Source organism: Opitutus sp. sgz309028, from assembly GCF_059821195.1.
In genome coordinates, this window is the sequence record NZ_JCAMRR010000008.1 from 14,832 (window position 1) to 39,467 (window position 24,636).

The following is a 24,636-nucleotide window of genomic DNA, read 5'->3' on the forward strand; positions in this document are numbered from 1 at the left end:
AAAGAAAGCGTGGGGCAAAGCTAGACGTCGGTCTGACGCAAAAACTCGTCGGGCGAGGCGCGTTTGAACGCTTCGATCGCCTCGTATTCCGCGAGGCCGAGCGCGTTGTAGGCGTCGGCCAGCCGGCGGCTGCGATCCTCGGTGCGCTGCCAAAATTCGCGTCGGTCGTCGCCCGTAAAAAGCGCCTGGTCCTTCTGGGTTTCGTGCCGGAAAATCGCGCGGCGGCGGCGCAGCACTTCCTGCGGGCTGAGCGGCACGGCGAGGTCGATTTCGTCGAGCTCCCATTCGGCCCACTCGCCGCGATAGAGCCACAGTTCCGCTTCGTCCAACCACGGCTCGCGGACGCAGCCAGCGAGCGCTTCGCGCAACGCGCGGAGGCACAGCCGGTGCGTCCCATGCGGATCGTCGAGATCGCCGGCGGCGTAGATCAGGTGCGGGCGCAGCTCGTTCAGCAGATCGCGCATGATCGTGACGTCCATCTCGGCCAGACTGCGCCGGCGCGGCGTGTCACTTTCGTAAAAAGGCAGATCGAGGAAATGGAGGTGGTCGGTGCGCACGCCGCAGATGCGCGCGGCCGCGACGGCTTCGTGGCGGCGCACGAGGCCTTTCCACCGCCGCAGCTCGGCGGACGGCGGCAGGGCACCGTCGCGCTCGAACGCCTCGCACGCTTCGCGCGCGCGCTGTGCGGCGGGGGGAAGGAGTTGTCCGGTCTGGAGCGAGAAATACAGCTGGCGCCAGATCGCCTCATCGGACACGGCGGCGGCTCCGGAAACCTGATACGCGACGTCCACCGTGTGGCCCTGCTCCACGAGGCGGCAGAGCGTGCCGCCCATCGCGATGACATCGTCGTCCGGATGCGGCGAGAGCACGAGCACGCGCTTGGGAAACACATCGGCCGATTTCGCGCGCAGCGGTCGCACGAGAGCGTCTCCCGGCTGCGTGCGCAGCGGGTCGCGCCCGCCGGGCCAGCCGGTGATCGTGTGCTGCATCTGGTAGAAACCGGCGCGGTTCGTCTCGTAAGCGGAGCCGCGCACGCGCAGCAGGTCCTGCAGGCCGGCGTCGTTGTAATCGTCGTCGGTCAGCTTGAGGATGGCTTTGTGGCGCTGCTGCGAAAGCCAGAGGATCGCGCGGCGCTGCATGCGCTCGTCCCAGGCGAGACCCTGATCCTCGAGCGCGCCGACGAGCCATGGCGTGCGCCGGCGCGTGAGTCCGCCGGCGGCGGCTTCGTCGAGCACGAACATCGCGTGGTCGTGCTCCTGCAGGAACGACGCCGTGATCTGCGTCGTCACCTCGCCCTCGATCGCGGCGCGCACGATCGCCGATTTGTGCTGGCCCCACGCCATGAGGACGATCCGCCGCGCTTCCATGATGGAAGCGACGCCCATGCTCAACGCGTAGCGTGGCGTGTGTTCCTCGCCGCCGAAATCGCCCGAAGCATCGCGGCGCGTGAGCGGATCGAGCGTCACCAGGCGCGTGCGGGAGCGTCGCGGACTGCCAGGTTCGTTGAAACCGATATGGCCGGTGCGGCCGATACCGAGGATCTGGAAATCGATCCCGCCGGCCGCACGGATCATTTCCTCATAACGGCGACAGTGCGCATCGACCTCCGCGGCGGGCACCGTGCCGTCGGGGAGGTGGGTGTTCTCCGGCCGGATGTCGATGTGATCGAACAAATGCACCCGCATGAAATGATGATAACTTTGCGGATCGGCAGCCGGGAGCGGGCAATATTCGTCGAGGTTGAACGTGACGACGTTCGCGAAACTCAGCCCTTCCTCGCGGTGCAGCCGGACGAGCTCGGCGTAAAACGCCACGGGCGTCGATCCGGTGGCGAGCCCGAGCACCACGGTGCGCCGCTCCTGCTGGCGGGCGCGGATCAGCGCGGCCACCTCGGCGGCGACCGCGCGGGAGGCTTCGCGGCTGCTCGGGAAAACGGAGATCGGCGCGTGTTCGCAGCCGTAGCGGGGGAGAGGAACGAGCGTGGGCATGGGGGCTTCGACAACGGAGGAGCAGCGGACGTCGCGTATCATATCGCTGGCGCTGAGGGTAAAAAATGGCGAAATCGACGATGTTTTTAACAAAAATGATTTCCGATGCCACGCTCGAAACCCTGGTAGGCCGTCTGCCGCAGCCGACGCATGCGTTGATGGGGCGGCGTCCGGGCCAGCTCGCGCTGCCCGATAATGTCGTGTGCTTCCAGCGTCGTGCGGCCTCCGAACTCAATCGCCCGCGGCGCGGCCGGGCGTTGCATCATCGCTGCGTGCTGATCCTGGCGCTGCGCACGGCGGCGACGGTGGGCGTGGACGATCGGGCGCTGCGACTCGATGCCGGTGAGGGGCTGCTGGTGCTGCCGTTTCAGTTTCACCACTATCTGAACGCGGAGGCGGAGGAGTTGCTGTGGCTGTTCGTGACCTTCGATTATCCGGATCCGGCGAAGCTCGAAGCGCTGCGGTTCCGACCGTTTGTGCTCACGCCGGAGCTGCGCGGGTTGGCGACAAATCTGGTGACCGCGTATCAACAGGAAGGCGGCGACAGCGATCTGCCGGTGTTGCAGCTGGCGGTGCTGTTGGCGCGGCTGCGGCGGGCGGAACGGTCACGGCGACGCGCGCCGGCCGGGGAATCGCCGGAGCTCGTGATGCAGGTGAACCAGCTCGCGCAACAGGCGGGCGAGCGGCGCGGGGTGGCGGAGATGGCGCGTTCGCTCGGGATCAGTCCGAGCCACCTGCGGGCCCGGTTCCGCGCGTCATGCGGCGTGAGCATCGGCCGGCATCTGCGCCGGCTGCGGCTCGAGAAAGCGTGCGGACTGCTGCGGCTGTCGACGCAGCGGGTGACGGAGATCGCCGAGCAGTGCGGCTTCGGCTCGATCTATCACTTCAGCCGCGCGTTTCGCGCGGCCTATGGGATTTCGCCGATGGAGTATCGGCACGCGCGGCCGCGCCGCCGAAAGCGGCCGCGTGCGTGACGCGTCAGCGATCCGTATCCAGCGAATTGATGCGGATCGCGCGGAAAGCGACCGGGTCGTTGTGTCCGGCGAAACCGAAATGCCCGCTCCGGCGGTCCTTGCCCGGATGCGACTTGTGGTCGAGGAACGACGTCACGGTCGCGAGATCGCCGTCGAGGATCACGGTGCCGTTGAGCTCGACGGTGACGCGCGAGCCGCGGACGGTCACCTCCTGAAAATTCCATTCGCCCGCGGGGTGCTGATAGCCGCGCGCGGCGGCGATCATCCCGTAGGCGGAGCCGTGATACTGGCGCGGATCGAGCCGCCGGCCGGTGACCTCGTCGTAGCGATCGTCGAGGATCTGGATTTCCGTCATCCCGACGTAGGCGGTGTCACCGGAGCCCGGATACCGAATGGCGAGCCCGTTGTTGCCGCCGGGCGGGACCTTGAATTCGAGCCGCACGGCGAAATCCGCGAACTCCTCCTGCGTGTAGATCGTGCCGCCTTTGCTCCGGCGGCAGACGATCGCGCCGTCGACGATCTGGTAATTGTCCGTCGGTCCCGCCCAACCGGTGAAGTCGCGACCGTTGAAGACCGGTTTAAAACCGGCGCTCTCGCCGTGGCTCGCGAGGATGCGATTGGCTTCCGTCGGTGCGATCTCGCGGAGGAAGAGATTGCGCCAGCGAATCTCGCCGCCGTGCGTCTGCAGCTGGATCGGGCCGCGGCGCGGCACGGGCTGGCTGCGATCGAAGTAGTTTTCCATCCGCGCGTGATCGACGACGAGCTGGTCGTTGAGCCAGACGCTGACGCGCGCGCCGACCATGAGGATGCGCAGGCGATTCCATTCACCGAACGGGCGGTCGGCCTTCACGAGCGGATCCTTGCCGGGGGCGCCGGGGGAATTGTTCCAGAGTCCGCCCGAGCCGCGGTCAGCGCCGAGGGCGAATTTCTTCTGTTCCGTGTAGTCCCAGATCTGCACCTGCGGGCAGCCGCGGAGGTAGATGCCTGAGTCGGCGAGCGGCACGGTCTTGTAGTCGGCGAGCAGTTCGAAATCTCCGTAGTCTTCTACGGTGGTGGCGTATTTGCCGTGACCGTCGTTCACGAGTTCGTCGCCGTCGGCGCGCCAGTGCGCGCGGAAATCCGCGGTCCATTCCGCGTCGCGCGCGCGACGTTCCGCTTCGGGCAACGCGAGCCATTTCCGGTGATCGTAGGTGTCGCCGCCGCGCCAGCCTGAAAGGTCGCGGCCGTTGTAGAGCGCGGTGAAGCCCGGTGGAGCGGAAACGGCGGCGGCGAGCGGAGCACAGAGCAGAACGAGAACGGCCAGCGAGCGATGGAAAAGCGACGAGTTCATGGGCGGAATTGGGTGGGGCGTTTCAGAGTTTGATCGTGCGGCCTTCGCGGAAGGATTGGTCGGCGGCGAGGACAATGCGGAGGCTGTCGAGTGCGCTCTGCCAGTGTTCGGTCAGGTCGGTATTGTGGCAGATGGCGCGGAGAAACACCTCCTGCTCGCGGCGGCAGAGCTCGTCGTGCGTCGGCTCGTCGGTGACATCGATCATCTCGTCGGGTCGCGCGAAGGTGCCGTCGGGGCGGCGCTCGGCGTGATGAAGCCGCAGCGCCTCGGTCTGCGTGTGCGCGTCGATGTCGGAGGAGCGTCCCGCGCCGGTGGCGCGTTTCGCGACGATGCTCACACAACCCTTCGGTCCGATGACGTCCTTCACGAAGAAAGCGGTTTCGCTCATCATCGGACCCCAGCCGGCCTCATACCAGCCGACGGAGCCGTCGGCGAACGTCACCTGCAGGTGCCCGTAGTTGATTTGTGGTGACGCAATCTCGTCGGTGAGCCGTGCGCCGATGCCGTTCACGCTCACGGGACGCGAGCCGGTCATCCGGCACATGACGTCGACGTAATGCACGCCGCAATCGACGATCGGCGAGGTCGTGCGCAGGAGCTGCTTGTGGGTTTCCCAGTTCGCGCCCGAGCTCTGCTGGTTGAGGTTCATCCGCATGACGAGCGGCTTGCCCAGCGTGCGGGCGAGCTCGGTGAACTTCTGCCACGACGGATGCACGTGCAGGATGTAGCCGACGACGAGCTGGCGCTGCAGCCGGCGCGCGGCGGCGATGACCCGCTCGGCGTCGGCCAGATTGTCGGCGACCGGTTTTTCCAGAAACACGTGGGCGCCGGCTTCCATCGCGGCGAGCGCGTAGACGGCGTGCGTTTCCGGATACGTGCTGATGCAGACCGCGTCGGGCCGGGTGCGCGCGAGCGCGTCGGAAAAATCGGAAAACTCCGCGAGTCCGCCGCCGAGCTCGGCGTTGAGCTTTTGACGCGAGGCAGGACCGCGGGAAACGAGGCCGACGATTTCGAAATCGCCGGGCATGGCCCGATACGCGCGGGCGTGCGAACCGCCCATGTGACCGCAACCGACGACGAGAACGCGCAAACGAGAGCTCATGAAAAATTGCTGCGCTCAGGCAGAGGTTTCGCCGGGCCGGCGGCTCGGCGGATGGAAGAAGAACGCCAGCAGCGCGATGCCGGCGATCGCCATCGCGGTGGGCACAAGGAAGAGCTGGCGGTAGTCGACCAACGCGGCGCCGTCGGGCTGGACAACCGTGAAATGCGCGGCGAGCTGCGGGAAGAGCTGGCTCGCGATCATCATGCCGGCGCCGAGGATGAGCAGATTGGCGGCGCCCTGCGCGCTGGCGCGAACGTCGGGTGGAAACACGGCGTCGACGTAGATGTAGACCGTGGCGAAGAAGAACGCGTAGCAGATGCCGTGCATCACCTGGATCGCGACGATGAGCCACTGGTGTTCCGGCGTGCCGAAGAAGGCGAACACGCTGTAGCGCGCGGCGTGGCCGAGCACGCCGAGGATCATGGTCCATTTCCAGCCGAGCCGTTTCAGCACGAGACCGAGCACCACCATCGTGACGATCTCTGCGACCTGCCCGAGGCTGCTCACTGCCATCGTCATCCGCGCGGAGATGCCGACCTGGGTGAGGAAACCGTCGATGACGACGAAGTAGCCGTTGTGGATCACGGCATCGATCAGGATGACGGTGAACAACACGGCCACGTGCGGCACGGCAAGCAACCGCGCGGCGCGCAGCCAGGCGAGACGATCGAGACCGACGGCATCGCGCCGCGGCGGCGTGTGCGGCAGCGTCAGGCTGTAGGCGGCGAGCGTGAGCGAGATCAACCCCGCCACGATGAACACCCAGCGCGTTTGCGCGGCGTCGGCTTGGTCGCCGAGCAGAAAGATGAACGGCCAGCTCACCACGACCCAGCCGACCGTGCCGCCCATGCGCACGAAACCGAACTCCGCTGCGGGATCCTTCAGGTGGGCAAACGCGAGCGAGTTCGCGACGGCGAGCGTCGGCACATAGAGCAAGCCGTAGAGCAGGAAGATCGCGAAAAACGCCGGGAACGTCGTCGCGAACGCCGAACCGATCAGCGCGAGCCCGCCGACGAAATGGCTGAAGGCGAGGAAGCGCTCCGCGGAAAAATTCCGGTCGGCGAACTGGTTGCTGAAGAAGATGCCGATCACGGACGCGATGCCGAAGATGCTGCCGACCCAGCCCTGTTGCGCGGCGCTGAAGCCGAGCATGCCCATGTAGGGGAAAATTTTGATCTGCCAGGCGCCCCAGATCGCGATTTCGAGGACCATCATCACGAACAGGCGGCCTTTGTAGGAAGCGGGGGAACTCATGGGGTGGGCGGAAGCGAGTCGGGCGCGAGGTGAGACCGGCGCGCAAATTTCGTCAACCCGTTCGTCTGCTCATGCGGTACAGCTTGAACGATCTTGCCAGCGGCGTGCGAGCGGCGCACAGGAACAGGCATGTCGTTCCCTCCGACCCCGAGCCGCCGCGACTTCGTGAAAACCCTTGGCGCCGGCGCGCTCGCCGCGCCGCTACTCGCGCGACGCCTGTGGTCCGCCCCGACCGATCGCGTGTTGCGGCACGCGAGCTTTGGCGCCGCGGGCATGGCGTGGGCGGACATCCAGGCGATCTGCAGCAATCCGTTCGTGCAACTCGTCGCGGTGGCCGAAGTGGATTTGAACCGGCTCGCGCCCTTGCGCGCGGCGTTTCCCGACGTGCGCGTTTACCAGGACTGGCGCGAACTGCTCGATCGCGAGGACGGCAACATCGATTCGGTGAATGTCTCCACGCCCGATCACATGCATGCCGTGATGGCGCTCGCGGCGATGGAGCGCGGCAAGCACGTGTATTGTCAGAAACCGCTCGCGCACGACCTGCACGAAGTGCGGACGTTGACGGAGTTCGCGCGTGGCCGGCCGCTCGTCACGCAGATGGGCATCCAGGTGCGCGCCACGAAACCCTACCGGCAGGCCGTCGCGCTCGTGCAAAGCGGCGCGATTGGCAAAATCAAGGAAGTGCACGCGTGGAGCAACAAAGCCTGGGGCGACACCGGTGCGCCGCCGGCGACGAACGATGCGGTGCCGGACGGTTTCGATTGGGACCGCTGGCTCGGCGTCGCGGCATCGCGGCCGTTCGTGGGCAACGCCTACTATCATCCGGAGAACTGGCGCAAGCGGCTCGATTTCGGCACGGGCACGTTTGGCGACATGGGCTGCCACATCTTCGATCCGGTCTACGGAGCGCTGGCGCTCGGCGCGCCGCTGACCGTGCGCTCCGAAGGGCCCGCGCCGGACGAATGGAACTGGTCGATCGACGCGTGTATCCGCTACGTGTTTCCCGGCACGCCCTACACGGCGGAGCCGACGGTGCCGGTTACGTGGTATGATGGCACGCGGCGTCCGCCGGCGGAAATTCTGGCGCTCGTCGACGATTCCGCACGCGCGGCGCAATCGCCGGCGCTGGCGAAACGCGAACAGCAACTGCTGGCACAAGGTTCGATTCTCATCGGCACGAAAGGCGTGCTGCACATTCCGCACGTCGACACGCCGCGGCTGTTTCCGCGCGCGGAGTTCGAAGGTTATCCGCTGCCGGACATCGCGGGCACGCATCACTGGTCGGATTGGGCGGAAGCGTGCGTGGGCGGCGCGGCGCGCCCGCTGGCGTCGTTCGACTATGCGGGACCGCTGACCGAGGCGGTGCTGCTGGGCAGCGTGGCCGTGCGTTTTCCGCAGACGACATTGGCGTGGAACGCGGCCGCGCTGCGCTTCGACAACGAGCCGGCGGCGAACGCGTTTCTGCGCCGCTCGTATCGCGACGGCTGGCGCGTGGGCACGCTGTAGGGCCGCAGCGGATGCAAAGATGCCGCGTCAGGCCGCGCGGCTTCGGCTGGCACGCTTGCTGCGACACGCGTGCCGCACACACAACAGCGCGCTGGGCGCTGAATGGCCATGAGGGAACTAATCGAAAGCCGGCAGATACGCGCGTTCGTCGCCGTCGCGCGTCGGGGTAATTTCACACTGGGGGCGAAGGACGTGTTTCTCACACAGTCCGCCGTCAGCCATGCGATCAAATCGCTCGAGGAGGACGTCGGCGTGCGGCTGTTTCAGCGGGTCGGCCGGCGCGCGGTGCTGACGCCGGCGGGCGAGCGCCTGCTGCAATATTGCGAGGAGATCCTGCACAAGATGCAGGATGCGCGCATGGAGCTGAGCCGCCTGCAGGAAATCGCGCGGCCGGGGCTGCGTATTGGCGCGCCCATGACAATCTGCCAGCACCTGTTGCCGCGCGTGCTGCGGCGGGTGCAGGCGGATTTCCCCGATTTCGGACTGCGGGTGGAAACCGGGGACAACCCGCAGTTGCTCGCGCAACTCCTCTCGGGCCGCATCGATCTCGCGATCATGGTCGAGCCGGACCGGCGGCCGGACCTGGTGTTCGAGCCGCTGTTTCGCGACGAGATGTGTTTCGTGATGCCACCGTCGCATCCGTGGGCGGAGCTCGCGGAGATCCCGCCGGAGGACGTGCGCACGATGCCGCTGATCGTGCCGAACAAAAGCACGCGCACGCACCAGCTGGTGATGGGATATTTTCGCGCGGCGCGCGTGGCGGTCGAGCGCTGCATCGAGCTCGGCAGCATCGAGTCGATCAAGGAGCTGGTGAAGAACGGGCTCGGCGTCGGCATCACGGCGGACTGGCCGGTGCAGGCGGAGGTCGAGCGCGGCGAGCTCGTGGTGCGTCCGCTTGGCCGCCGGCCCCTCGGCCGGCAGTGGCATGCGGTTTATCTGCGGGAGCGCGGCGTCGGGCCGGCGGAGGAGAAGATGATCCGCTACTTCCGGCAGGACACGGACGAGGCGACCGCGGACACGCCGTCGAAACGCTGGTTGCGGCCGCCCGCCGCGCTCGGCCAGGCGCTCAGCGCATTGCTACCGTTGCTGGCTGACTGGCTGTGAATTCGGCCTGGTAAAGCCGGAGCTTTTCGCGAAACGCGCGGGACTCGTCCGCGCTCGCGGCGAGCTTCGGCAGCGCGCCGTAACGTGCGAGGCAGCGGACCAGCAGGGCGGCGGCCGCGGCGGGCGGGAGGTCGCCGCCGGCGATGAACAGATCCGGTTCCGCGGGCGCGACCCGGGTTGGGGTTCGCGCGAGACGGACGACCGGCACGCCCTGGCGCGCGGCGAACTCGAGCGCGCGTTGCATGCCTTCTTGAAAAATTCCGCGACGATCGCCGATGCCGACGAGCCCGACGCGTTCGTGGTCACGCTGCAGCTGCGCGAGTTGCAGGAGCACGCCGAGCTCCGCGGCGCCATCGCGCGCGGCGTCGTCGGGCGACCACGGCGCATCCTCAATGACGGCGACCGGCGGCGCGGCCACCGCGACCGGCGCGAGCGCGCCGCACCAGAGCATGAAACGGAAAAGGAAAACCCGCATGCCAGCGAGCGGAGCAAGCGAGGTGCCACGCGGGCGGGAGCGGGCGGCGTGATTGATGAAGAGTTTTCGTGGTTCGCGGCGGAGGCGACGGGAAGCCAAAAAAAACGCCGGCCCGTGCTGACGGGCCGGCGAGGAGCGTTCGTTTGCTGTCGGATCAGATGGAGGGGGCGTGACGCGCTTCCGTTTCGTTGATCACGGCGCGGAGCGTTTCACGGACGGCGTTGGGCTGGCGCGCGAGTTCGTCGCGGCAGATCGCGAGCACGCGCTCGTGTTTCGCGGCGTTCTGCGCGAGCGACCAGCGGACGTTTTGCGAAAGCTGGGAATTGTCGGTGGAGCCGAGCGCGGCGAGGATGTGCCGCACGGGCGCCTGTTCGCCGGTCGCGAGGAACGCGCCCCACTGGAGATTGAGCGACTGTTCGGAGCGGACATCGGCCTGGGCGAGCGACGGCGCGGCGCTGCGGAGCATCGCGTCGAGTTCGCGGCGCACCTCCGGAGCGGCGGAGCGGGCGAGCGCGCGCAGCTCGGTGGCGCCGCGCGGATGGCCGGAATACCAGAGGGCGGAGGCGAGCAGGCGCTGGTGCGCAACGGGCAGCACGCGACTGACGGACATCCACTCATTCACGCGCTCGGGATGCTGCGCGAAGATTGACGCGAGGAAGCCGATCGCGAGCGACACATGGCCCGGCTGTTCGAAATAGCCGGAGCGGCTGAGCTCGAAGATGGCGGGCGCGACGCGGTCGGGCGCCGGTTGTTGATAATAGTGCGCGAGCCAGGCTTCGGCGCTCGGTTGCGTGGCGGCATGGGCTCCGCTGGCGAAAGCGAGCAGACCGGCGACGAGGCCGCTGCAGGGCAGAAGACGGATGAGACGCATGGCGGGGAGGAGTTTGATTTTTGGGATGACTCGCCCGGGGCGGGCACGACGAAAAAACTACGTCGCCACGAGGGCGAGTAAAGGGAGCGACCGATGAAATGAATTCATGTGATTTCTCCGACGACCGGGCGCGGCGTGCGAACTGTCGGCAGCGCCGGCCCGCGTCCAAAAATTTATCATAACACCTCGCGGTCGCCGTCGCGGCGACGACCGGCCGATGAATTATTTCCATGCGGGCGCGCCAGCGGCGCGAGGCGCGCGCTTTGGCACGAGCTGGGCTGCCCGGGGGCGACGATATCATGAACATCACCGCAAGCCATCGCCCGCCCACGCCGCGTCTCCCTCGCCTCCTGTCCGCCGCCGTCTGTGTTGCGCTCGCGAGCGCCAGCACGGTCCTTCCGGCCGTGGAGATTCCCTACGATTTCCATGTGCGTTGCACACCCGAGAATTCAATCTTTGGATACTTCTCCGCGACGAAGAAGCCGGTGCTCACGATCAAGTCCGGCGCGGTGGTGCGGATCGACGGCGGCGGCGGCAACAAGTGGGGTGAGGACGCCGACCCGGACGCGTGGCTCAAGGAGAACGGCGTCCCGCTCACGGTCGAAAGCAACGAGGCGCTGAGGGAAATCGTGACCGCGTTGAAGGAGTCGCCGCACCGACTGCCGGCACCTCCGGGCAGTCCGGCGGGAACCCGCATCGGGGGACATTTCCTGATCGGTCCGATCTATATCGAGGATGCGGAACCCGGCGATTCGCTCGAGGTGCGCATCCTCGATGTGACGCCGCGCCTGCCCTACGGGGCCAACGGTGCGCGGCCCGGTGGCGGCGGTCTCCCGGATCTGGTGCCGCGACCCTACGGACACGTTTATAAAATCGACCTCAAGCGCAACGCGGCCGTCTTCAACGAGAACATCGAGATCCCGCTCGCGCCGTTCAACGGCGTCAACGGCACGTGCCCGCCCGATTCCGAAGGCCCGAATCGCCGCTCGAGCGCGCCGGGGCTGTTCGCCGGCAATCTCGACAGCAAGGACCTGGTGGCCGGCAGCACGCTCTACATCCCGATTTTTCAGAAAGGCGCGCTGTTCTATACCGGAGATTGTCACGCCGCGCAGGGTGACGGCGAGGTGGCCGGCGATGCGATCGGCACGGCCAACACCGTCGTTTACCAATTCATCCTGCACAAGGGGAAGACGCTGAAAGGCCCGCGCGCGGAGAACGCGACGCACTACATCACCTACGGGCTCGATCCGGATCTGGATCAGGCGATGCGCCTGGCGCTGATCGAAGCTCTCGATTTCCTGAAGGAAAAGGAAGGTCTCGATTTCCTTCCGGCCTATTCGCTCGCGAGCGCCGCGATCGACTTCCGGGTGACGCAGATCGTCGACAAGACGCTCGGCGTGCACGGCATGATTCCGAAGAAGCTCTTCGTGCACGATACCGCCTCGTCCTACTGGTATCGCCCCTGAACGCCGGAGCCGCCGCCATGATTGCCCGCTCGACCCCCCTCCGGCGTCGTATCCTGATTTTCGTGACACTGCTCGCCGCCGCGGGTGCGAGTCGCGCGATGGAGGTGCCGTATGACGTCCACGTTCCCTTCACGCCGGAGAATGCCATTCTCGGCCACTTTTCCTCGACCAAGACGCCGGTGGCGACGGTCAGGTCCGGCGCCGTGGTGCGGATCGACGTCGGTGGCGGCGTGCGCTGGCGCGATGGCGATCCGAACGCGTGGCTGAAGGAAAACGGTATTCCGACCACGATCGAACAATGCCCCGCGCTGGCGGAATCGATCCGGGTGTTGAACGAGACGCCGAATCGGCTCCCGCCGCCGCCGGGCAGTCCACCGGGCGCGCGTCCCGGCGGTCACATGATCAACGGCCCCATCTTCGTCGAAGGCGCGGAGCCGGGGGACATGCTCGAGGTGCGGATCCTGAGCGTGACGCCGCGCATTCCCTACGGAACCGTCAGCGCGAATCCGGGCGGAGGCGCGCTGCCGGATCTGGTGCCGCGGCCGTTCACGAAAGTGGTGCATCTCGATCTGAAGCGAAACGCCGGAGTGTTCGACGACCAGGTCGAGGTTCCGCTCGGGCCGTTCATGGGCGTGATGGGCACCTGCCCGCCGGATTCGGAGGGGCCGAACCGCCGCTCGGGTCCGCCGGGTGTTTTCGGCGGCAACCTCGATTGCAAGGAGCTCGTCGCCGGCAGCACGCTTTATCTGCCAATCTTTCAAAAAGGCGCATTGTTCTACACCGGCGATTCGCATGCGGCGCAGGGCGACGGCGAGATCACGGTCAACGCGATCGAGACCGCCAACACCTGCACGCTGCAGTTCATCCTGCACAAAGGGAAGACGCTGACCGCGCCGCGCGCGGAAACGCCGACGCACTATCTCACGTTCGGCCTCGATCCGGATCTCGATGGGGCGATGCGGATGGCGATGGTGGAGACGGTCGAGTTTCTGAAAGAGAAGCAGGGTTACGATTTTCTTCACGCCTATGCGCTCTCGAGCATCGCGGTGAATTTTCGCGTGACCCAAGTGGTGGACAAGACGCTCGGGATCCACGCCATGATCCCGAAGAAGCTCTTTATCACGGATCCCGACCGCTACTGGTATCGGACGCGGGAAAACTGAGGCGCGCCATGCTCTCGCTGCCCGAAACGATGGCCGCTGTCCCGCCGGTGCTGGCGGTGAGCGGACTGCGCAAAAGCTATCGCACGCCCGAGGGTGAACTGAAGCTGGTCGTGCACGTGGAATCGTTCGAGCTCGCCGCCGGCGCGCAGGTCGGGCTCAAGGGGTCGAGCGGCAGCGGCAAGACGACCTTCCTCAACCTCGTTGCGGGTATCCTGAAACCGGATGCAGGCTCGATCGTCGTCGCCGGCGCCGAGGTGAGCGCGCTGAGCGAGGCACGGCGCGACCGGCTGCGCGCGACGACGCTGGGCTGCGTTTACCAAAGCTTCAACCTGCTCCAGGGCTACACATGTCTGGAGAACGTGCTGCTTGCGATGGCCTTCGGCGCCGGCCGCGATCGCGCGTGGGCGGCCTCGCTGCTGCAGCGGGTCGGGTTGGGACACCGGCTCGATTATTATCCGCGCCAGCTGTCGGTCGGGCAGCAGCAGCGCGTGGCGGTGGCGCGAGCGCTGGCGAACCGGCCGAGGCTGGTGCTGGCCGACGAACCGACTGGCAATCTCGACGCGATCAACGCCGCCGAAACCCTGGCGCTCCTGCGGGAGACTTGCCGCGAGCAGGGAGCGGCGCTGCTGCTGGTCAGTCACGACCGCAACATCCTCGCCCAGTTCGGCCGCACCGAGGAGTTCAGCGATCTCAACACGCCGTTGGTCACGGCCGCCTGAGTCATGGTCATACCTTTGGTCGTCTACAAAAGCCTTCGCCAGCATCTGGTATCGACGCTGGTGTCCGCCGCCGCGATCGCGCTGGCGGGCGGGCTGTTGATGTCGGTGTGGGTGATGCGGCAGGAGGCGAGCCGCACCTTCACGAGCGTCAGCGGCGGATTCGACGCGGTGCTCGGCGCGCGGAGTTCGAAGCTGCAGCTCGTGCTCAATGCGATCTTTCATCTCGAGGACAGCCCCGGAAACATTTCCGCCGCGGATGTGGAGACCGTCCTGAAAAATCCCAACATCGAGTTCGGACTGCCCATCGCGGTGGGAGACAATTACCAAGGTTATCGACTGGTCGGCACGACGACGGAGCTGTTCGAGCGCGTGGAGTTTGCACCCGGCCGCCGTTACCGCGTGGCGGAGCCGGGGCGGCCGTTTGCGATGGGCGAAAAGGAAGCGGTGGCAGGCAGCTTCGCCGCGCAGCAGCTCGGGCTCGCGCCGGGCGGGACGTTTCATCCGTTTCACGGTTTGATCTACGACGAAACCAAACAGCACGCGGAGACATTTGTCGTCACGGGCGTCCTCGAACCGACCGGCACGCCGGCCGACCGCGTGATCTGGATTCCGCTCGAGGGATTGCAGCGGATGAGCGGCCACGACGCGCGGGCGGCGACCGACGTGAGCGCGGTGCTGATCAAATTGAAGCAGAGCAATCCGATGGCCGGATTTCAGCTCGACATGCTCTATAACAAACGGGGCAACAAATTCACCTTCGCTTGGCCGCTGGGCGCGATCCTGGGCAAGCTTTTCGACAAGATCGCGTGGTTCGACCGGATCCTCGCGTTCGTTTCCTATCTCGTGGTCGTCGTGGCGTCCGCGTCGATCCTGGCGAGCATCTACAATTCCATGAACGAACGCCGGCGCGAGATCGCGATCTTGCGCGCGCTGGGCGCCGGGCGGCTCACGGTCTTCGGCGCGATCGTGGTCGAGTCCGCCGCGATCGCCGCCCTTGGGATGGCGATGGCTTTTGCAATCTATGCCGCCGTCGTCGGCGCGGCCTCGGAGATCATTCGGGCGCAGACGGGCGTGGTGATCGATCCTTTCGCCCTGCATCCGGTGATGCTGATCGCGCCCACGGGGATCGTGGCGCTCGCGGCGCTGTGCGGGGTTTTCCCGGCGATCAAGGCGTATCGCACGGACGTCGCTGGCGGGATCGCGCCAACGTCTTGATATTATGAATACATTACGATCGTTGACGGTGTTGCGGTTGGCAGCGGCCTTGGGGGTGTTCGTCGTCGGCGTTCGGGCCCAAGAGGTCACGGTGGATCTGACGCCGCGCCGCACGGTGGTCGACGGCGTGGAGATGTTCGCGCTCGGGTTCGATAAATTGTCCGCGTTCGATTACACCCTGATGGATGCGGGCACGGGTGCGACCCCGGAGGAAATCGAAGCGAATCTGAAGAAGGATCCCGTCCCGCCATGGATCAGAACCTACGACAAGCAGCGGGTGCGGCTGACCGGCTATCTGATGCCGCTGCAGGTGCAGAACGGCCGCACGAAGAAATTCGTGATGATGCGCGACGTGAACACGTGCTGTTACGGGGCGGTGCCGCGGATGAACGACTATCTCGTGGTCACGATGACGGACGCCGGCGTGGAGGCGATCCAGGACGTGCCGGTCGAGCTCGTCGGCATCTTCCATATCGATCATCGCTACGAGGACGGCTACGTCGTTTCGCTTTTCCGCATGGACGGCGAAAAGTTTCTCGGACCGAAGAAATAGTCGCTGGGGCTGCAAACCTTCATGAACATGCGCTTTGCCAACCGATTGTTTTGCAGCGTCGTGTCGGTCGCGCTTTTAGCCGGTTGCGAACGAGCGGATAAAGCTCCCGGCGACCCTGCGATGATCGGGCATCACCAGCACGAGCATCATGCGCCGCACGGCGGCACGGCGGTCGCGCTCGGCGACGAAGCGTTTCATCTCGAACTCGTGCTCGACGCCGCGAGCGGGGAACTGCGGGCGTTTGTGCTGGATGGTGAAATGGAGAACTTCGTGCGCTGCGCGATGCCGTCGTTCGAGATGAATGCGACGTCCGGCGGCCAGACGCACCGCTTGATCTTCGCCCCGGTGGCGGATGAGGCCACTGGCGAGACGGTGGGAGATACCTCGCTTTTCGCGGCGACCGGCGAGTGGTTGAAGCAGGCGCGGGAGTTCGACGCATCGATCCCGCTGCTGACGATCCGCGGCGCGACGTTTCGGGACGTTGCCGTTCGTTTCCCGGACGGACACGAGCACTGACCGTTCGCGTGGGACCGGCCGGCTCGATCGAGCTGCGGCCGGTCGTTGTGAGCATCTGGCGGATACGCGAACAGCGGCGCGCTATTCGCGGCGGGCGACCGGACCGAAGTCGGGCGGCGGCACGCGGTGCCGGGTCGCCTGCTCGTAGGCGGCGGCGATTCTGAGCAGCGTCGGCTCGCTGAACGGTCGCCCGAGAAAATCGACGCCGATCGGGAGCCTCGCCGCGACCGGAGCGAGTGTCCTCAGGCGGAGTTCGCGTTCGCCGCCGGTCGATGTTCCGGCGGGCGGGGCGGACTCATCCGGCACGCGATCGTAGACCACCTGCGAGTAGCCGGCGGGCACGGTGATGGCGGGAAAACCCTGCGCGCCGACGAAGGTCCACATCCCGTAGTTGCCGATGCCGTTGAACGTCGGATCGCGCGGCATCCCGATCTTGCGCGGCGGAAGATTGCTCGTGGGATAAACCACCGCGTCGAGTTTCAGCTCGGCCATCGCGGCGAGGATGATCTGTTGCACGGCGAAGCGTCGTTGGAGGCGCAGCGCGGTTTCGTAGGTTTGCGGCTTGTTGTGGTTGCGCAGCGTGACGCGTTTGTCGCCTTCGGAGTCGTCGACAAAAAAATTGGCGGCATCGATCAGGTCGTCGAGGGACTTGATCCGGGCGTCGCCGCGCTGCCGCAGGTAGAGATTGAAGCCGAATCGATTTTCGCCGACGGAGTTGCCGCTGGCCTCGCCCAGGTCGCGCAACGTGAGTTCGCCAGGCACCTTCGAGGGGTCGAACGTCATTTCGACCAGCGTGGCCAGGTGATCGCCCATTGGCTGGCCGCTGGCGTCGACGGGGAACTCTGCCGGATGGAGCTTCGTCCACTCGCGGTTGAGCAGCATCGGGCCGAAGCGGCGGATGTAGGAGGTGAAGAGGCCGTCCGGTTCGCCTTCCACAATGGTGGCGCCGAGTTGGCGCAGGTCGTCGATCGCCTGCTCGATGCAGTCGAGGCTAGGCTGAAAAACGGGATCGGCGAAGACGCGCCGGTCCATGAACTCGCGCACGACGCCGATGCGCACGCCGTCGAGGCGGCGGGCGAGGGTGAAGCTTTCATATGGCTCGGCCGGAGTGCGGCCGACCGCGAAGGCGGTCATCTCGTCCTTGGGATCGTAGCCGGCGATCACGGTCAGCACGCGCGCGGCATCCTCGACGGTGCGGGCGATCGGGCCGGTGCGGGTGTGCAGGCCGATGTTCATCAGGCCGTCGCGGCTGACGAGTTCCTGGGTGGGAGAGAGGCCGACGGCGCTCGCATAGGTCGCGGGCGCGCGGATCGACGGTCCGGATTCTTCGCCGATGGAGACGGTCGCGAAACTCATGGCGGTGGCGACGCCGGAACCGCCGCTCGAGCCGCCGGGCACGCGCGTGGTGTCGTAGGCGTTGACGGTGGTGCCGCCGAACGCGCTGCGGATGCCGGAGGCGTATTCGCCCATGTTGGTTTTGCCGAGGATGATGGCGCCAGCCGCGCGCAGGCGCGCCACGAAGGTGGCGTCGTCCGGCGGACGGTCGTTCGCGTAGTGGGCGTCGGCGCCCGACGTCGTGCGCTGGTCGAACGTGTCGTACTGGTCCTTCACGACGATGACGACGCCGTGCAGCGGACCGACGAGCTGACCCGTCGCGGCGAACGCGGCGTCCAGAGCGGCCGCAGTTTCGAGCGCATCGGGCATGGCGGGATCCGCGTCGACCGGATCGGTGAGGCTGCGCGCCTTGCGTTCGTCGAAGCCGAGGGCGCGTCGTGCGGCGGGCCGGAGATTGAGCGTGATGATGGCGTTCACGCCGCGGGCGTGTGCCACGGGCTTGATGGGTCCGAGAATGCCTTCGGGCTCTTCCACGCCCGGTCCGTTGTAGGCCTTGATGCGGTCGAGATAGCGGTGAACGACTTCTGTCGCGGTGGTCTGTCGGGCGAGAATGGCGGACTGGATGTCGGCGATGGTGGCTTCCTGCACCTCGAAGGCGAAGGCACCGGTCGCGGCGTGGAGACCGAGCGCGACGAGGCTGGCGAGAAAGCGCGGGCCAAAACGGTGCGGTCTCGAATCGAAGAAACGGATACAAAACATAGGGATAAGGCGATGATGGTGGAGGTGGCGGCGGGTTGGCGGAAAAAAGGCGCAGCCGAAGCTGCGCCTTGGCTGCGGACGTCCCGGGCCGGCTCAGAATTTATAGGTGATCTTGCCGGTGAAGGTGCGCCCCGGCTGCGGAATCAGCGCGGCGCTGCCGCTGGTCGAGGTGAAGAACCATTCGTCGGTGAGGTTCTTCACCGAGAGCCGGTATTCCCAATGCTCGCTGCGATAGCCGAGATCGACCGAGAAGGTCGTGGCGGAGGGAAGCACGATGTCGCCGAAGGATGCGGCATCGTAGCCGGCGGTGTAGTTGGCGCCGACGGCGAGATCGAAGCCGCTTTTGCCGAAGATGTAGTTGCCGAAGATGCTGAACACCTTGTCGGGCCGGGAGACGCGGGTATTGGCGGTGTCATACGCCAGCTGATACCGCCCGCCGCCGAACTGGATCGGATCGAGGCCCACGGTCTCGACCGGTGCGGGCGTGTAGCCGGGCGCCAGCGGGTCGTTGTCGCGCCGCAACCAGTCCATCGCGACGGCCAGGTTGAAGCGGCGCGTGGGGACCCAGCGCACCTCGACCTCGTGACCGCGGCTGCGCGTCTGCTGGAAATCGCCGTTGCCGCCGTTGAGGCTCTGGACGAAGGCGGTGCGGTATTGCTCGTAGATCGAGTAGGAGGCGAAGAGCTTGCCCTGGAGGAACTCGCCCTTCACGCCGGCCTCCTTCAGCCTGGTGCCGGTGAGGATCTGGTCGTTGATCTGACCGCTGCTCAGTCCGCCGGTGCTGCCGGGCACGATCGTCTTGGGCGTGGCGTAGGTGACATAGGGAATGATGTTCGGAAGGACCTTGTAGGAGAGACTCGCCGACGTCAGCGAGCCGGCGTGCTGCGAACCGCGGGCGAACGAAGGCGTGGTGGGAGCGAGCGAGTTTCCGGAGTTGCGGAGGCCGGCGTAGTTGTGCATCTCGCCGTCCACCCAGTCGTAGCGGGCGCCAACGGTAAGCGTGAGCTTCTTAAACGCGCTGATGTCCAGAATGTTTCCAATGCCTCCCTCCCAGTGCTGGCTGCGGGCGGTCGAATCGACGCCGGCTTCGACCGGGTTGTCCCAACCGTTCTGAAACTTGTAGTGACCATCTGTATACACGGTCAGATCCCAGTAGTTGAAAATCTGGAAGCTGTTCGTCGTGGAATTGGTCGCGTCGAGATAACGCGCGTTCAGCGCCGTCACGTTGGTGATTGTCAACCAGTCCGGCAGGTTTTCAGGCTTCCACTCGACGGTGAAGCGCTCCTCGAACAGCGACGTGTCGCCGGCGCGAAAATAGGCGATGTCGGAGAGTTTGTAGTAGTCCTGGTATTCGAAAAAAAGGTGGTTCTTGAAGACGAGGTTCGGGTTGGCGTCGTTGATGAGCCGCACGAACGCGATGTAATCCACGCCCCAGTTGACGCGTTCGAGCAGCACATTGCGGCGACTGAGCGAGGCGGTGCCGAGGTCGGTGACGAAGGCCAGCGGTCCGCCGGGGGCGGTGTAGGCGGTCGTGCCGGGCTTGACCTGGTTCGCGACCGGCACGCCGGGCGCCTGGAAGTTATAGTTGTTCGTCAGGCCCGCGTTGTAGAGCTCGGCGCGGCTGGCGACGCCATTGTGGTCGGTGTCGATGAGGCTGAAATCAGGCGAGCCGGTCTGGTAGGTGCCGTGATCGACGAGATCCTGGGTGACGCGGTTCCAGCCGGCGATGCCGGTGCCTTCGTGATGCTGGTAGTTGCCGCCAATATCGAGCCGCAGCGAGTCCGTGAGGTCGACCGTCATGGTCGCCTGGGCAATGATGTCCTTCACGCGCTGGCCGACGTAGAACGTTTTCGAATCCTCCATCTGGGTGTAGACGTAAAAACCGGCGCGCCGGCCGAACAGGCTCAGCGGTCCTCCGACTTCCGCCGTGCCCACGCGCCGGCCCCATTCGTCGAAGGTGGCGCTCGCCTTGCCGGTGAGGCCTTCGAGGTATTTGCCGGTCAGGGCGCGGGCGGATTTGGGCAAATAGTTCATGAAGCCGCCCACGGAGCCGGCGCCAAGGACGGCGGACGGCGGTCCGCGCACGATTGTCACGCCGTCGCTGGCGCCGATGATCGTCTTCAGGTTGGACGCGTTGTTCAGCTTCTTCATGTCGCCGAAATACGTATCCGCGGTGTCACCACGAATCTGCAGCCCGCCCTGCACGCCGAAGGAAAAGGCGGTGTAGGTGCTGGGCGAGAAGCGGGAGAGATCGGCGAGCTCGGTGATGTTGAAACGCTCGATCGTGTCGCCGGAAACGACGCTGATTGAGCGGGGCGTCTCCACGATCTTCTGGTTGAGTCCGAGGACGCTGACCGGCTGGTTGGGGATCAGCGCGGTGGGATCTTCGCCTCCTCCGACGACGAAGCGTTCGAGCAGCACGATCGGTTCCGTTGGGGTGGACGGAGATTTCGTCGGCGCTTCGGTTTGAGCGAAGGCGAGCAGGCTGGAGCAGGCGAAGCCTGTCGCAGCCACGAGACGCGCGAGTTTTCTCATGGTCCGGTGTTGTGTGTGGATGTTGCGGTTTCTGGTGTTGCGCTGAGCGCGCCGCCGGGGAGCACGGCAGGTGCCCGGGCGGGCGGGCGCGCCGGTTTAACTCATGAAAACTTTTTGGCGCTTTTCCGGCGGGGAGGCGTCGCGCGGCGCGGTGGGGCGCGGTTGCGGCGTTCAGTCCGACCTTGCGCCGGGTGGCGAGGCGGCGTCCATTGCGCGCATGAAAGTGTCGTTCACGACGAAGGAATACACCCGCTTGCTCGAGCTCGTGCACCTTGGCCTCACGGTGTCCGGAGCGCATGCCGACGATCCGGCGACCATGCCGGAGCGTTACGCGGAGATCGCGCAGAAGGTCTTCCGGATGGCGGAGCTGTTCGGCTGCGCGGAACTCGTCGAGGCGGATGTGAACGGCGAGCTGTTTCCCAACGAGGCGCTGACCGAAGGCGTCACGCGCGAGAAGCTGAACGCGTTCACCGAGGATGTGTTTTGGAGCGAGCTCGTGGCGCAGCTCGGCGTGCGGGATTTGCGGCACGAGGTGGGCGCGGCGGCGGCGGACGCCGAAGACCTCGCGCCGGAGCACGAGGAGAAACTCGGCGAGCTCGAGGATGCGTATTGGCGCGAATTCGAGGAGTTCGGCGTCGAGCATCTGGTGCTGCTCCGCGGCGGACGGGGCTGACGCGTCCGGCGGCGGGCGCATAAAATGCGCAGCACAACGCAAGACCGGCGCAGCCGGTCGGGCGGGGAGGGATTAGGATCAACGCAGATCCTTTCCCACCATGACAACGATCACTGTTCTCACGCTGCTGGCGCTCGCGGCCGTGTTCGGGCTCTGGGTTCGCCTGGAGCTCTCGTTGCTGCACAAGCGGCCGGTAGAAAAAATCCGCGTCGAGACGCGTTCGCTCGATCGGACCCGCTGAGCGATGCCGGCGGTCGATTCGCTCTGCCCGCTGCGGGAGTCGCTGCCCGGGGCGCTCGGTCGTCCCGTGGCGGTGCTCGGGGGCGGCATCACCGGCCTCACCGCGGCGTGGACGCTGCGCCAGGCCGGGGTGAATGTCGCGGTCCTCGAGGCCGGCCCGCGTGTGGGCGGCGCGATCAACACGTTCACGAGCGATGGCTGGATGCACGAGCTCGGTCCGAACTCGATGTTGGAGTCGTCGGCCGATGTGCGGACCCTCATCGCGGAGCTGGGGCTCGATCGGCAGGTGCTCTACGCCGCGCCGGAAGCGTCGAAACGCTACATTGTGCGCGAAGGCGGGCCGGTCGCGATGCCGGCGTCGCCGTTCAGTTTCCTGGGCACTCAGCTCTTCTCGTGGCAAGCCAAGGCGAATCTGCTCGGTGAACCCTTCCGGGGGCGTGCGCCGGCGGCGGCCGAGGAGAGCGTGGCGGAGTTCGTCACGCGCCGGCTCGGCAGCGAGTTTCTCGATTATGCGGTGAATCCGTTTGTCGGCGGCGTGTATGCGGGCGATCCGCGGAAGCTGTCGGTGAAGTTCGGTTTCCCGAAACTTTGGGCGCTGGAGCAGGAGCACGGCTCGCTCATTCGCGGCGCGATCAAGCGGCGCAACCCCAGCGGCGGACCGAAAGGGCGGATGTTCTCGTTTGCCGGCGGGCTGCAGGTGTTGCCTTCGACGATGGAGCATCTGCTGGCCGGCGCGGTGCGGCGGCAGCACGCGGTGCGCGGCGTGCGCCGGAGCGGAACGGGCTGGGAGGTCGAGTATGAGACCTCCGGCCGGGTGACGCGCGAAACCTTCGCCGCGGTCGTGTGCGCGCTGCCGCCGGATGCGCTGGCGGCGATTCCTTTCGACTGCGGGACCGCGGGCGCGGCGTTGCGCGAGCTAGGGCGGATCGAATTTGCCCCGGTCGCGTCGGTGTTTACCGGATACAAGCGCGCCGCCGTGGCGCATCCGCTCGACGGATTCGGGGTGCTGGTGCCGGAGGTGGAGCGGGGGCGGATTTTGGGAACGCTGTTCTCCAGCTCGTTGTTCTCCGGTCGCGCGCCGGACGGGCATGTCGGGCTGACGAGCTTCGTCGGCGGCATGCGCCAGCCGGAGCTGCTCGAACGCGACGACGCGGAGCTGGAATCCCTCGTCCAGGAGGAGCTGGAGCGGCTGCTCGGCGTGAGTGACGAACCCGTCTTTGTGCACATCCGCCGCTGGTCGCGCGCGATTCCGCAATACACGCTTGGCTACGGCCGCAATCTCGACCTGTGCGCGGCGGCGGAACGCGAAGCACCCGGGCTGTTCATCGGGGGCAACGGCCGCGACGGCATCTCGCTCGCGAACTGTATCGGTTCGGGCCGGCGGCTGGCGGCGGCGGTGCTGCAGGCCGCCCGGCGTTGAGACTACGAAACGGACGAAAACACGGAAGTCCGATCTGGTCCCGGCCGCGCGGTTCTCCGGACGAGCCGAACGGCCACTAAGAAAGGCGAGGGCTGCGCGTAGGAGAAGGAGAGGAATTGCCACGGCAGGCGCTGCCTGCAGTGTTTTGCAATAGTCCTGCTTTCTCATGAAACCTCTTCCTGTGGTCCTGAGTGTGTCGGTGATCGCGAATCTGGCGCTGGTTGCCGCCGTGATGCGATCGCCCAGGCGGGCTGAGACAGGTCCGGCGGCGTCCGCGGCGGGCGTGACGATGACGGGAACCCCCAGCGGTAAGCAGATGTTGGATACGACGCCGTCCGCGCAGCGCGGTGGTGCCGAGGCGGAAACCCGGGCGAGCTGGCCGGCGTTGAGTGCCGGCGGCGCGGCCGAGCTTGCCACGCGGTTGCGCGGCGCGGGATTTCCGCCGGCGGTGGTGCGGGCGGTCGTGGCGGCGCAGATCCACGAGGAGTTTGCGGAGCGGCGAAAGGCGGCGGTCGCGGACCTGCAAGTGCCGGGATTCTGGGAACCGGGTCTGATGTTCTCGCAAATCAAGGTTTCGATGACGCAGCGCACCCTGTATCGGGAAGAGCAGAAGCGGTTGAAGGAAATCCTGGGTGCGGATGCCGTCTACGAAGACGAGTTCAGCCGCTACTATCGTGAGCGCCAGTTCGGCGAGCTCTCGCCGGAAAAGGCGGAGCGGCTGCAGGCGGTCGCGAGCGACTATGCGGAGCTGCAGAGCGAAATTCACACGCGCGCCAACGGGCTGCTGATGCCGGAAGACCGCGAGAAACTGTCGTATTTGCAAAAAGAGCTGGAGCGCGATTTTGCCGAAATCCTTTCGCCGGAAGAGCTGCAGGCTTACCAGCTGCGCTCGAGCCCGGTCGCGCATCAGCTGCGGTCGCAGCTCGTCGCGTTTCAGCCGAACGAAAGCGAATTTCGCGCGCTGTTCCAGGCGGCGCAGGCGGTGGAAGCGAAGTTCGGCTCGTCCAACGGCGTGGTCATGGGATCCGAGGCGTGGCGCCAGCGCCAGGCGGCGTTGAACGAACAGGCCAAGCTCGTGCTCGCGCCGGAGCGCTATGAACAATTCGAGCAGGCAACCGATCCGCGCAACGCCATGCTCAACCGCGTTGTCGCGCGCTACGATCTGCCCCTCTCGGTGGTGCCGCAGGTGAATGCGGTGCAGCAGGACCTCCAGCAGCGAAGCGCGGCATTGCGCAGTCTGCCGGCTCCGGAACGCGAGGTGCAGGCGCGGGCGCTGGCGGCGGAGGCGAAAACGAAACTCGTGCCGCTGCTCGGCGCGCAGGGTTTCGAAGGCTACAAGCAGTATGGCGGAAACTGGATCGAGCGGCTCACGCAGCCGCCGCCGACCCCGCCCGGGGCCGCCGGCGCGAAAAAGTGATTCGCCCGGCGCCGCCTT

The 24,636-nt window shown here is 66.3% G+C and carries 21 protein-coding genes; 13 read left to right on the forward strand and 8 right to left on the reverse strand.

All coding sequences use genetic code 11. From position 1 onward, the window contains the following. Positions 1–20 precede the first annotated feature (20 nt). Positions 21–1,988: a glucosamine-6-phosphate deaminase gene (nagB, locus tag AC6RV7_RS20645; protein ID WP_500096100.1), complete on the reverse strand. Its 1,968-nt coding sequence runs from the start codon at positions 1,986–1,988 to the stop codon at positions 21–23. Between the two features lie 95 nt (positions 1,989–2,083). On the opposite strand from nagB, the gene AC6RV7_RS20650 reads away from it, so the two are divergent. Further along, complete coding sequence (locus tag AC6RV7_RS20650; RefSeq protein WP_500096101.1) at positions 2,084–2,962, forward strand: helix-turn-helix transcriptional regulator; 879 nt, start codon at positions 2,084–2,086, stop codon at positions 2,960–2,962. A 4-nt stretch (positions 2,963–2,966) separates the two neighbouring features. On the opposite strand, the gene AC6RV7_RS20655 is transcribed toward AC6RV7_RS20650, so the two are convergent. From AC6RV7_RS20655 to AC6RV7_RS20665, 3 genes are read right to left on the reverse strand one after another with little or no spacing between them, the layout of a single operon-like run. Next, a complete protein-coding gene (locus AC6RV7_RS20655) occupies positions 2,967–4,292 on the reverse strand; it encodes a 3-keto-disaccharide hydrolase (protein ID WP_500096102.1) in 1,326 nt (441 codons plus the stop codon). 22 nt (positions 4,293–4,314) lie between these two features. Next, complete coding sequence (locus AC6RV7_RS20660; protein ID WP_500096103.1) at positions 4,315–5,394, reverse strand: Gfo/Idh/MocA family protein; 1,080 nt, start codon at positions 5,392–5,394, stop codon at positions 4,315–4,317. 15 nt (positions 5,395–5,409) lie between these two features. Next, the gene (locus AC6RV7_RS20665) at positions 5,410–6,648 is read right to left on the reverse strand and encodes an MFS transporter (RefSeq protein ID WP_500096104.1); all 1,239 of its coding nucleotides are present in this window, start codon (positions 6,646–6,648) and stop codon (positions 5,410–5,412) included. 129 nt (positions 6,649–6,777) lie between these two features. Between AC6RV7_RS20665 and AC6RV7_RS20670 the strand changes: the two genes are divergently transcribed. After that, on the forward strand, positions 6,778–8,157 hold the full coding sequence (locus tag AC6RV7_RS20670; RefSeq protein ID WP_500096105.1) for a Gfo/Idh/MocA family protein: 1,380 nt from the start codon (positions 6,778–6,780) through the stop codon (positions 8,155–8,157). 108 nt (positions 8,158–8,265) lie between these two features. After that, entirely contained in the window at positions 8,266–9,261 is a 996-nt protein-coding gene (locus tag AC6RV7_RS20675) for a LysR family transcriptional regulator (protein ID WP_500096106.1), read from the forward strand. Here the strand turns inward: AC6RV7_RS20675 and AC6RV7_RS20680 are convergent. Together AC6RV7_RS20680 and AC6RV7_RS20685 are read right to left on the reverse strand one after the other, a co-directional pair. Next, the gene (locus tag AC6RV7_RS20680) at positions 9,224–9,835 is read right to left on the reverse strand and encodes a hypothetical protein (RefSeq protein ID WP_500096107.1); all 612 of its coding nucleotides are present in this window, start codon (positions 9,833–9,835) and stop codon (positions 9,224–9,226) included. The genes AC6RV7_RS20675 and AC6RV7_RS20680 overlap by 38 nt on opposite strands. A 55-nt stretch (positions 9,836–9,890) precedes the next feature. Continuing rightward, positions 9,891–10,607, reverse strand: a complete 717-nt coding sequence (locus AC6RV7_RS20685; protein ID WP_500096108.1) for a hypothetical protein — start codon at positions 10,605–10,607, stop codon at positions 9,891–9,893. 299 nt (positions 10,608–10,906) lie between these two features. Between AC6RV7_RS20685 and AC6RV7_RS20690 the strand changes: the two genes are divergently transcribed. Genes AC6RV7_RS20690 through AC6RV7_RS20715 form a run of 6 tightly spaced genes read left to right on the forward strand, consistent with a single transcriptional unit; the run spans position 10,907 to position 16,239 of the window. Beyond that, a complete protein-coding gene (locus AC6RV7_RS20690; RefSeq protein WP_500096109.1) occupies positions 10,907–12,073 on the forward strand; it encodes an acetamidase/formamidase family protein in 1,167 nt (388 codons plus the stop codon). A gap of 17 nt (positions 12,074–12,090) precedes the next feature. Continuing rightward, positions 12,091–13,236: an acetamidase/formamidase family protein gene (locus AC6RV7_RS20695; protein ID WP_500096110.1), complete on the forward strand. Its 1,146-nt coding sequence runs from the start codon at positions 12,091–12,093 to the stop codon at positions 13,234–13,236. A gap of 8 nt (positions 13,237–13,244) precedes the next feature. After that, the gene (locus AC6RV7_RS20700) at positions 13,245–13,955 is read left to right on the forward strand and encodes an ABC transporter ATP-binding protein (protein WP_500096111.1); all 711 of its coding nucleotides are present in this window, start codon (positions 13,245–13,247) and stop codon (positions 13,953–13,955) included. A 3-nt stretch (positions 13,956–13,958) separates the two neighbouring features. Continuing rightward, entirely contained in the window at positions 13,959–15,170 is a 1,212-nt protein-coding gene (locus tag AC6RV7_RS20705) for an ABC transporter permease (protein ID WP_500096112.1), read from the forward strand. Between the two features lie 4 nt (positions 15,171–15,174). Then, positions 15,175–15,723, forward strand: a complete 549-nt coding sequence (locus tag AC6RV7_RS20710) for a DUF3299 domain-containing protein (RefSeq protein WP_500096113.1) — start codon at positions 15,175–15,177, stop codon at positions 15,721–15,723. 27 nt (positions 15,724–15,750) lie between these two features. After that, positions 15,751–16,239 (forward strand): hypothetical protein, encoded by a 489-nt coding sequence (locus tag AC6RV7_RS20715; RefSeq protein ID WP_500096114.1) that lies wholly within the window; start codon positions 15,751–15,753, stop codon positions 16,237–16,239. A gap of 81 nt (positions 16,240–16,320) precedes the next feature. On the opposite strand, the gene AC6RV7_RS20720 is transcribed toward AC6RV7_RS20715, so the two are convergent. Together AC6RV7_RS20720 and AC6RV7_RS20725 are read right to left on the reverse strand one after the other, a co-directional pair. Beyond that, positions 16,321–18,333, reverse strand: coding sequence for an amidase (locus AC6RV7_RS20720; RefSeq protein WP_500096115.1), 2,013 nt, complete (start codon positions 18,331–18,333; stop codon positions 16,321–16,323). A 93-nt stretch (positions 18,334–18,426) separates the two neighbouring features. Next, entirely contained in the window at positions 18,427–20,868 is a 2,442-nt protein-coding gene (locus AC6RV7_RS20725) for a TonB-dependent siderophore receptor (protein ID WP_500096116.1), read from the reverse strand. Positions 20,869–21,085: 217 nt separating this feature from the next. On the opposite strand from AC6RV7_RS20725, the gene AC6RV7_RS20730 reads away from it, so the two are divergent. The 4 genes from AC6RV7_RS20730 to AC6RV7_RS20745 all read left to right on the forward strand — a co-directional run bounded on the left by AC6RV7_RS20730 (position 21,086) and on the right by AC6RV7_RS20745 (position 24,618). Continuing rightward, complete coding sequence (locus AC6RV7_RS20730; protein ID WP_500096117.1) at positions 21,086–21,541, forward strand: hypothetical protein; 456 nt, start codon at positions 21,086–21,088, stop codon at positions 21,539–21,541. A gap of 100 nt (positions 21,542–21,641) precedes the next feature. Further along, positions 21,642–21,782 (forward strand): hypothetical protein, encoded by a 141-nt coding sequence (locus AC6RV7_RS20735; RefSeq protein ID WP_500096118.1) that lies wholly within the window; start codon positions 21,642–21,644, stop codon positions 21,780–21,782. A gap of 3 nt (positions 21,783–21,785) precedes the next feature. Beyond that, the gene (hemG, locus tag AC6RV7_RS20740; RefSeq protein ID WP_500096119.1) at positions 21,786–23,201 is read left to right on the forward strand and encodes a protoporphyrinogen oxidase; all 1,416 of its coding nucleotides are present in this window, start codon (positions 21,786–21,788) and stop codon (positions 23,199–23,201) included. A gap of 166 nt (positions 23,202–23,367) precedes the next feature. Continuing rightward, complete coding sequence (locus tag AC6RV7_RS20745) at positions 23,368–24,618, forward strand: hypothetical protein (RefSeq protein WP_500096120.1); 1,251 nt, start codon at positions 23,368–23,370, stop codon at positions 24,616–24,618. The last annotated feature ends 18 nt before the right edge of the window (positions 24,619–24,636 follow it).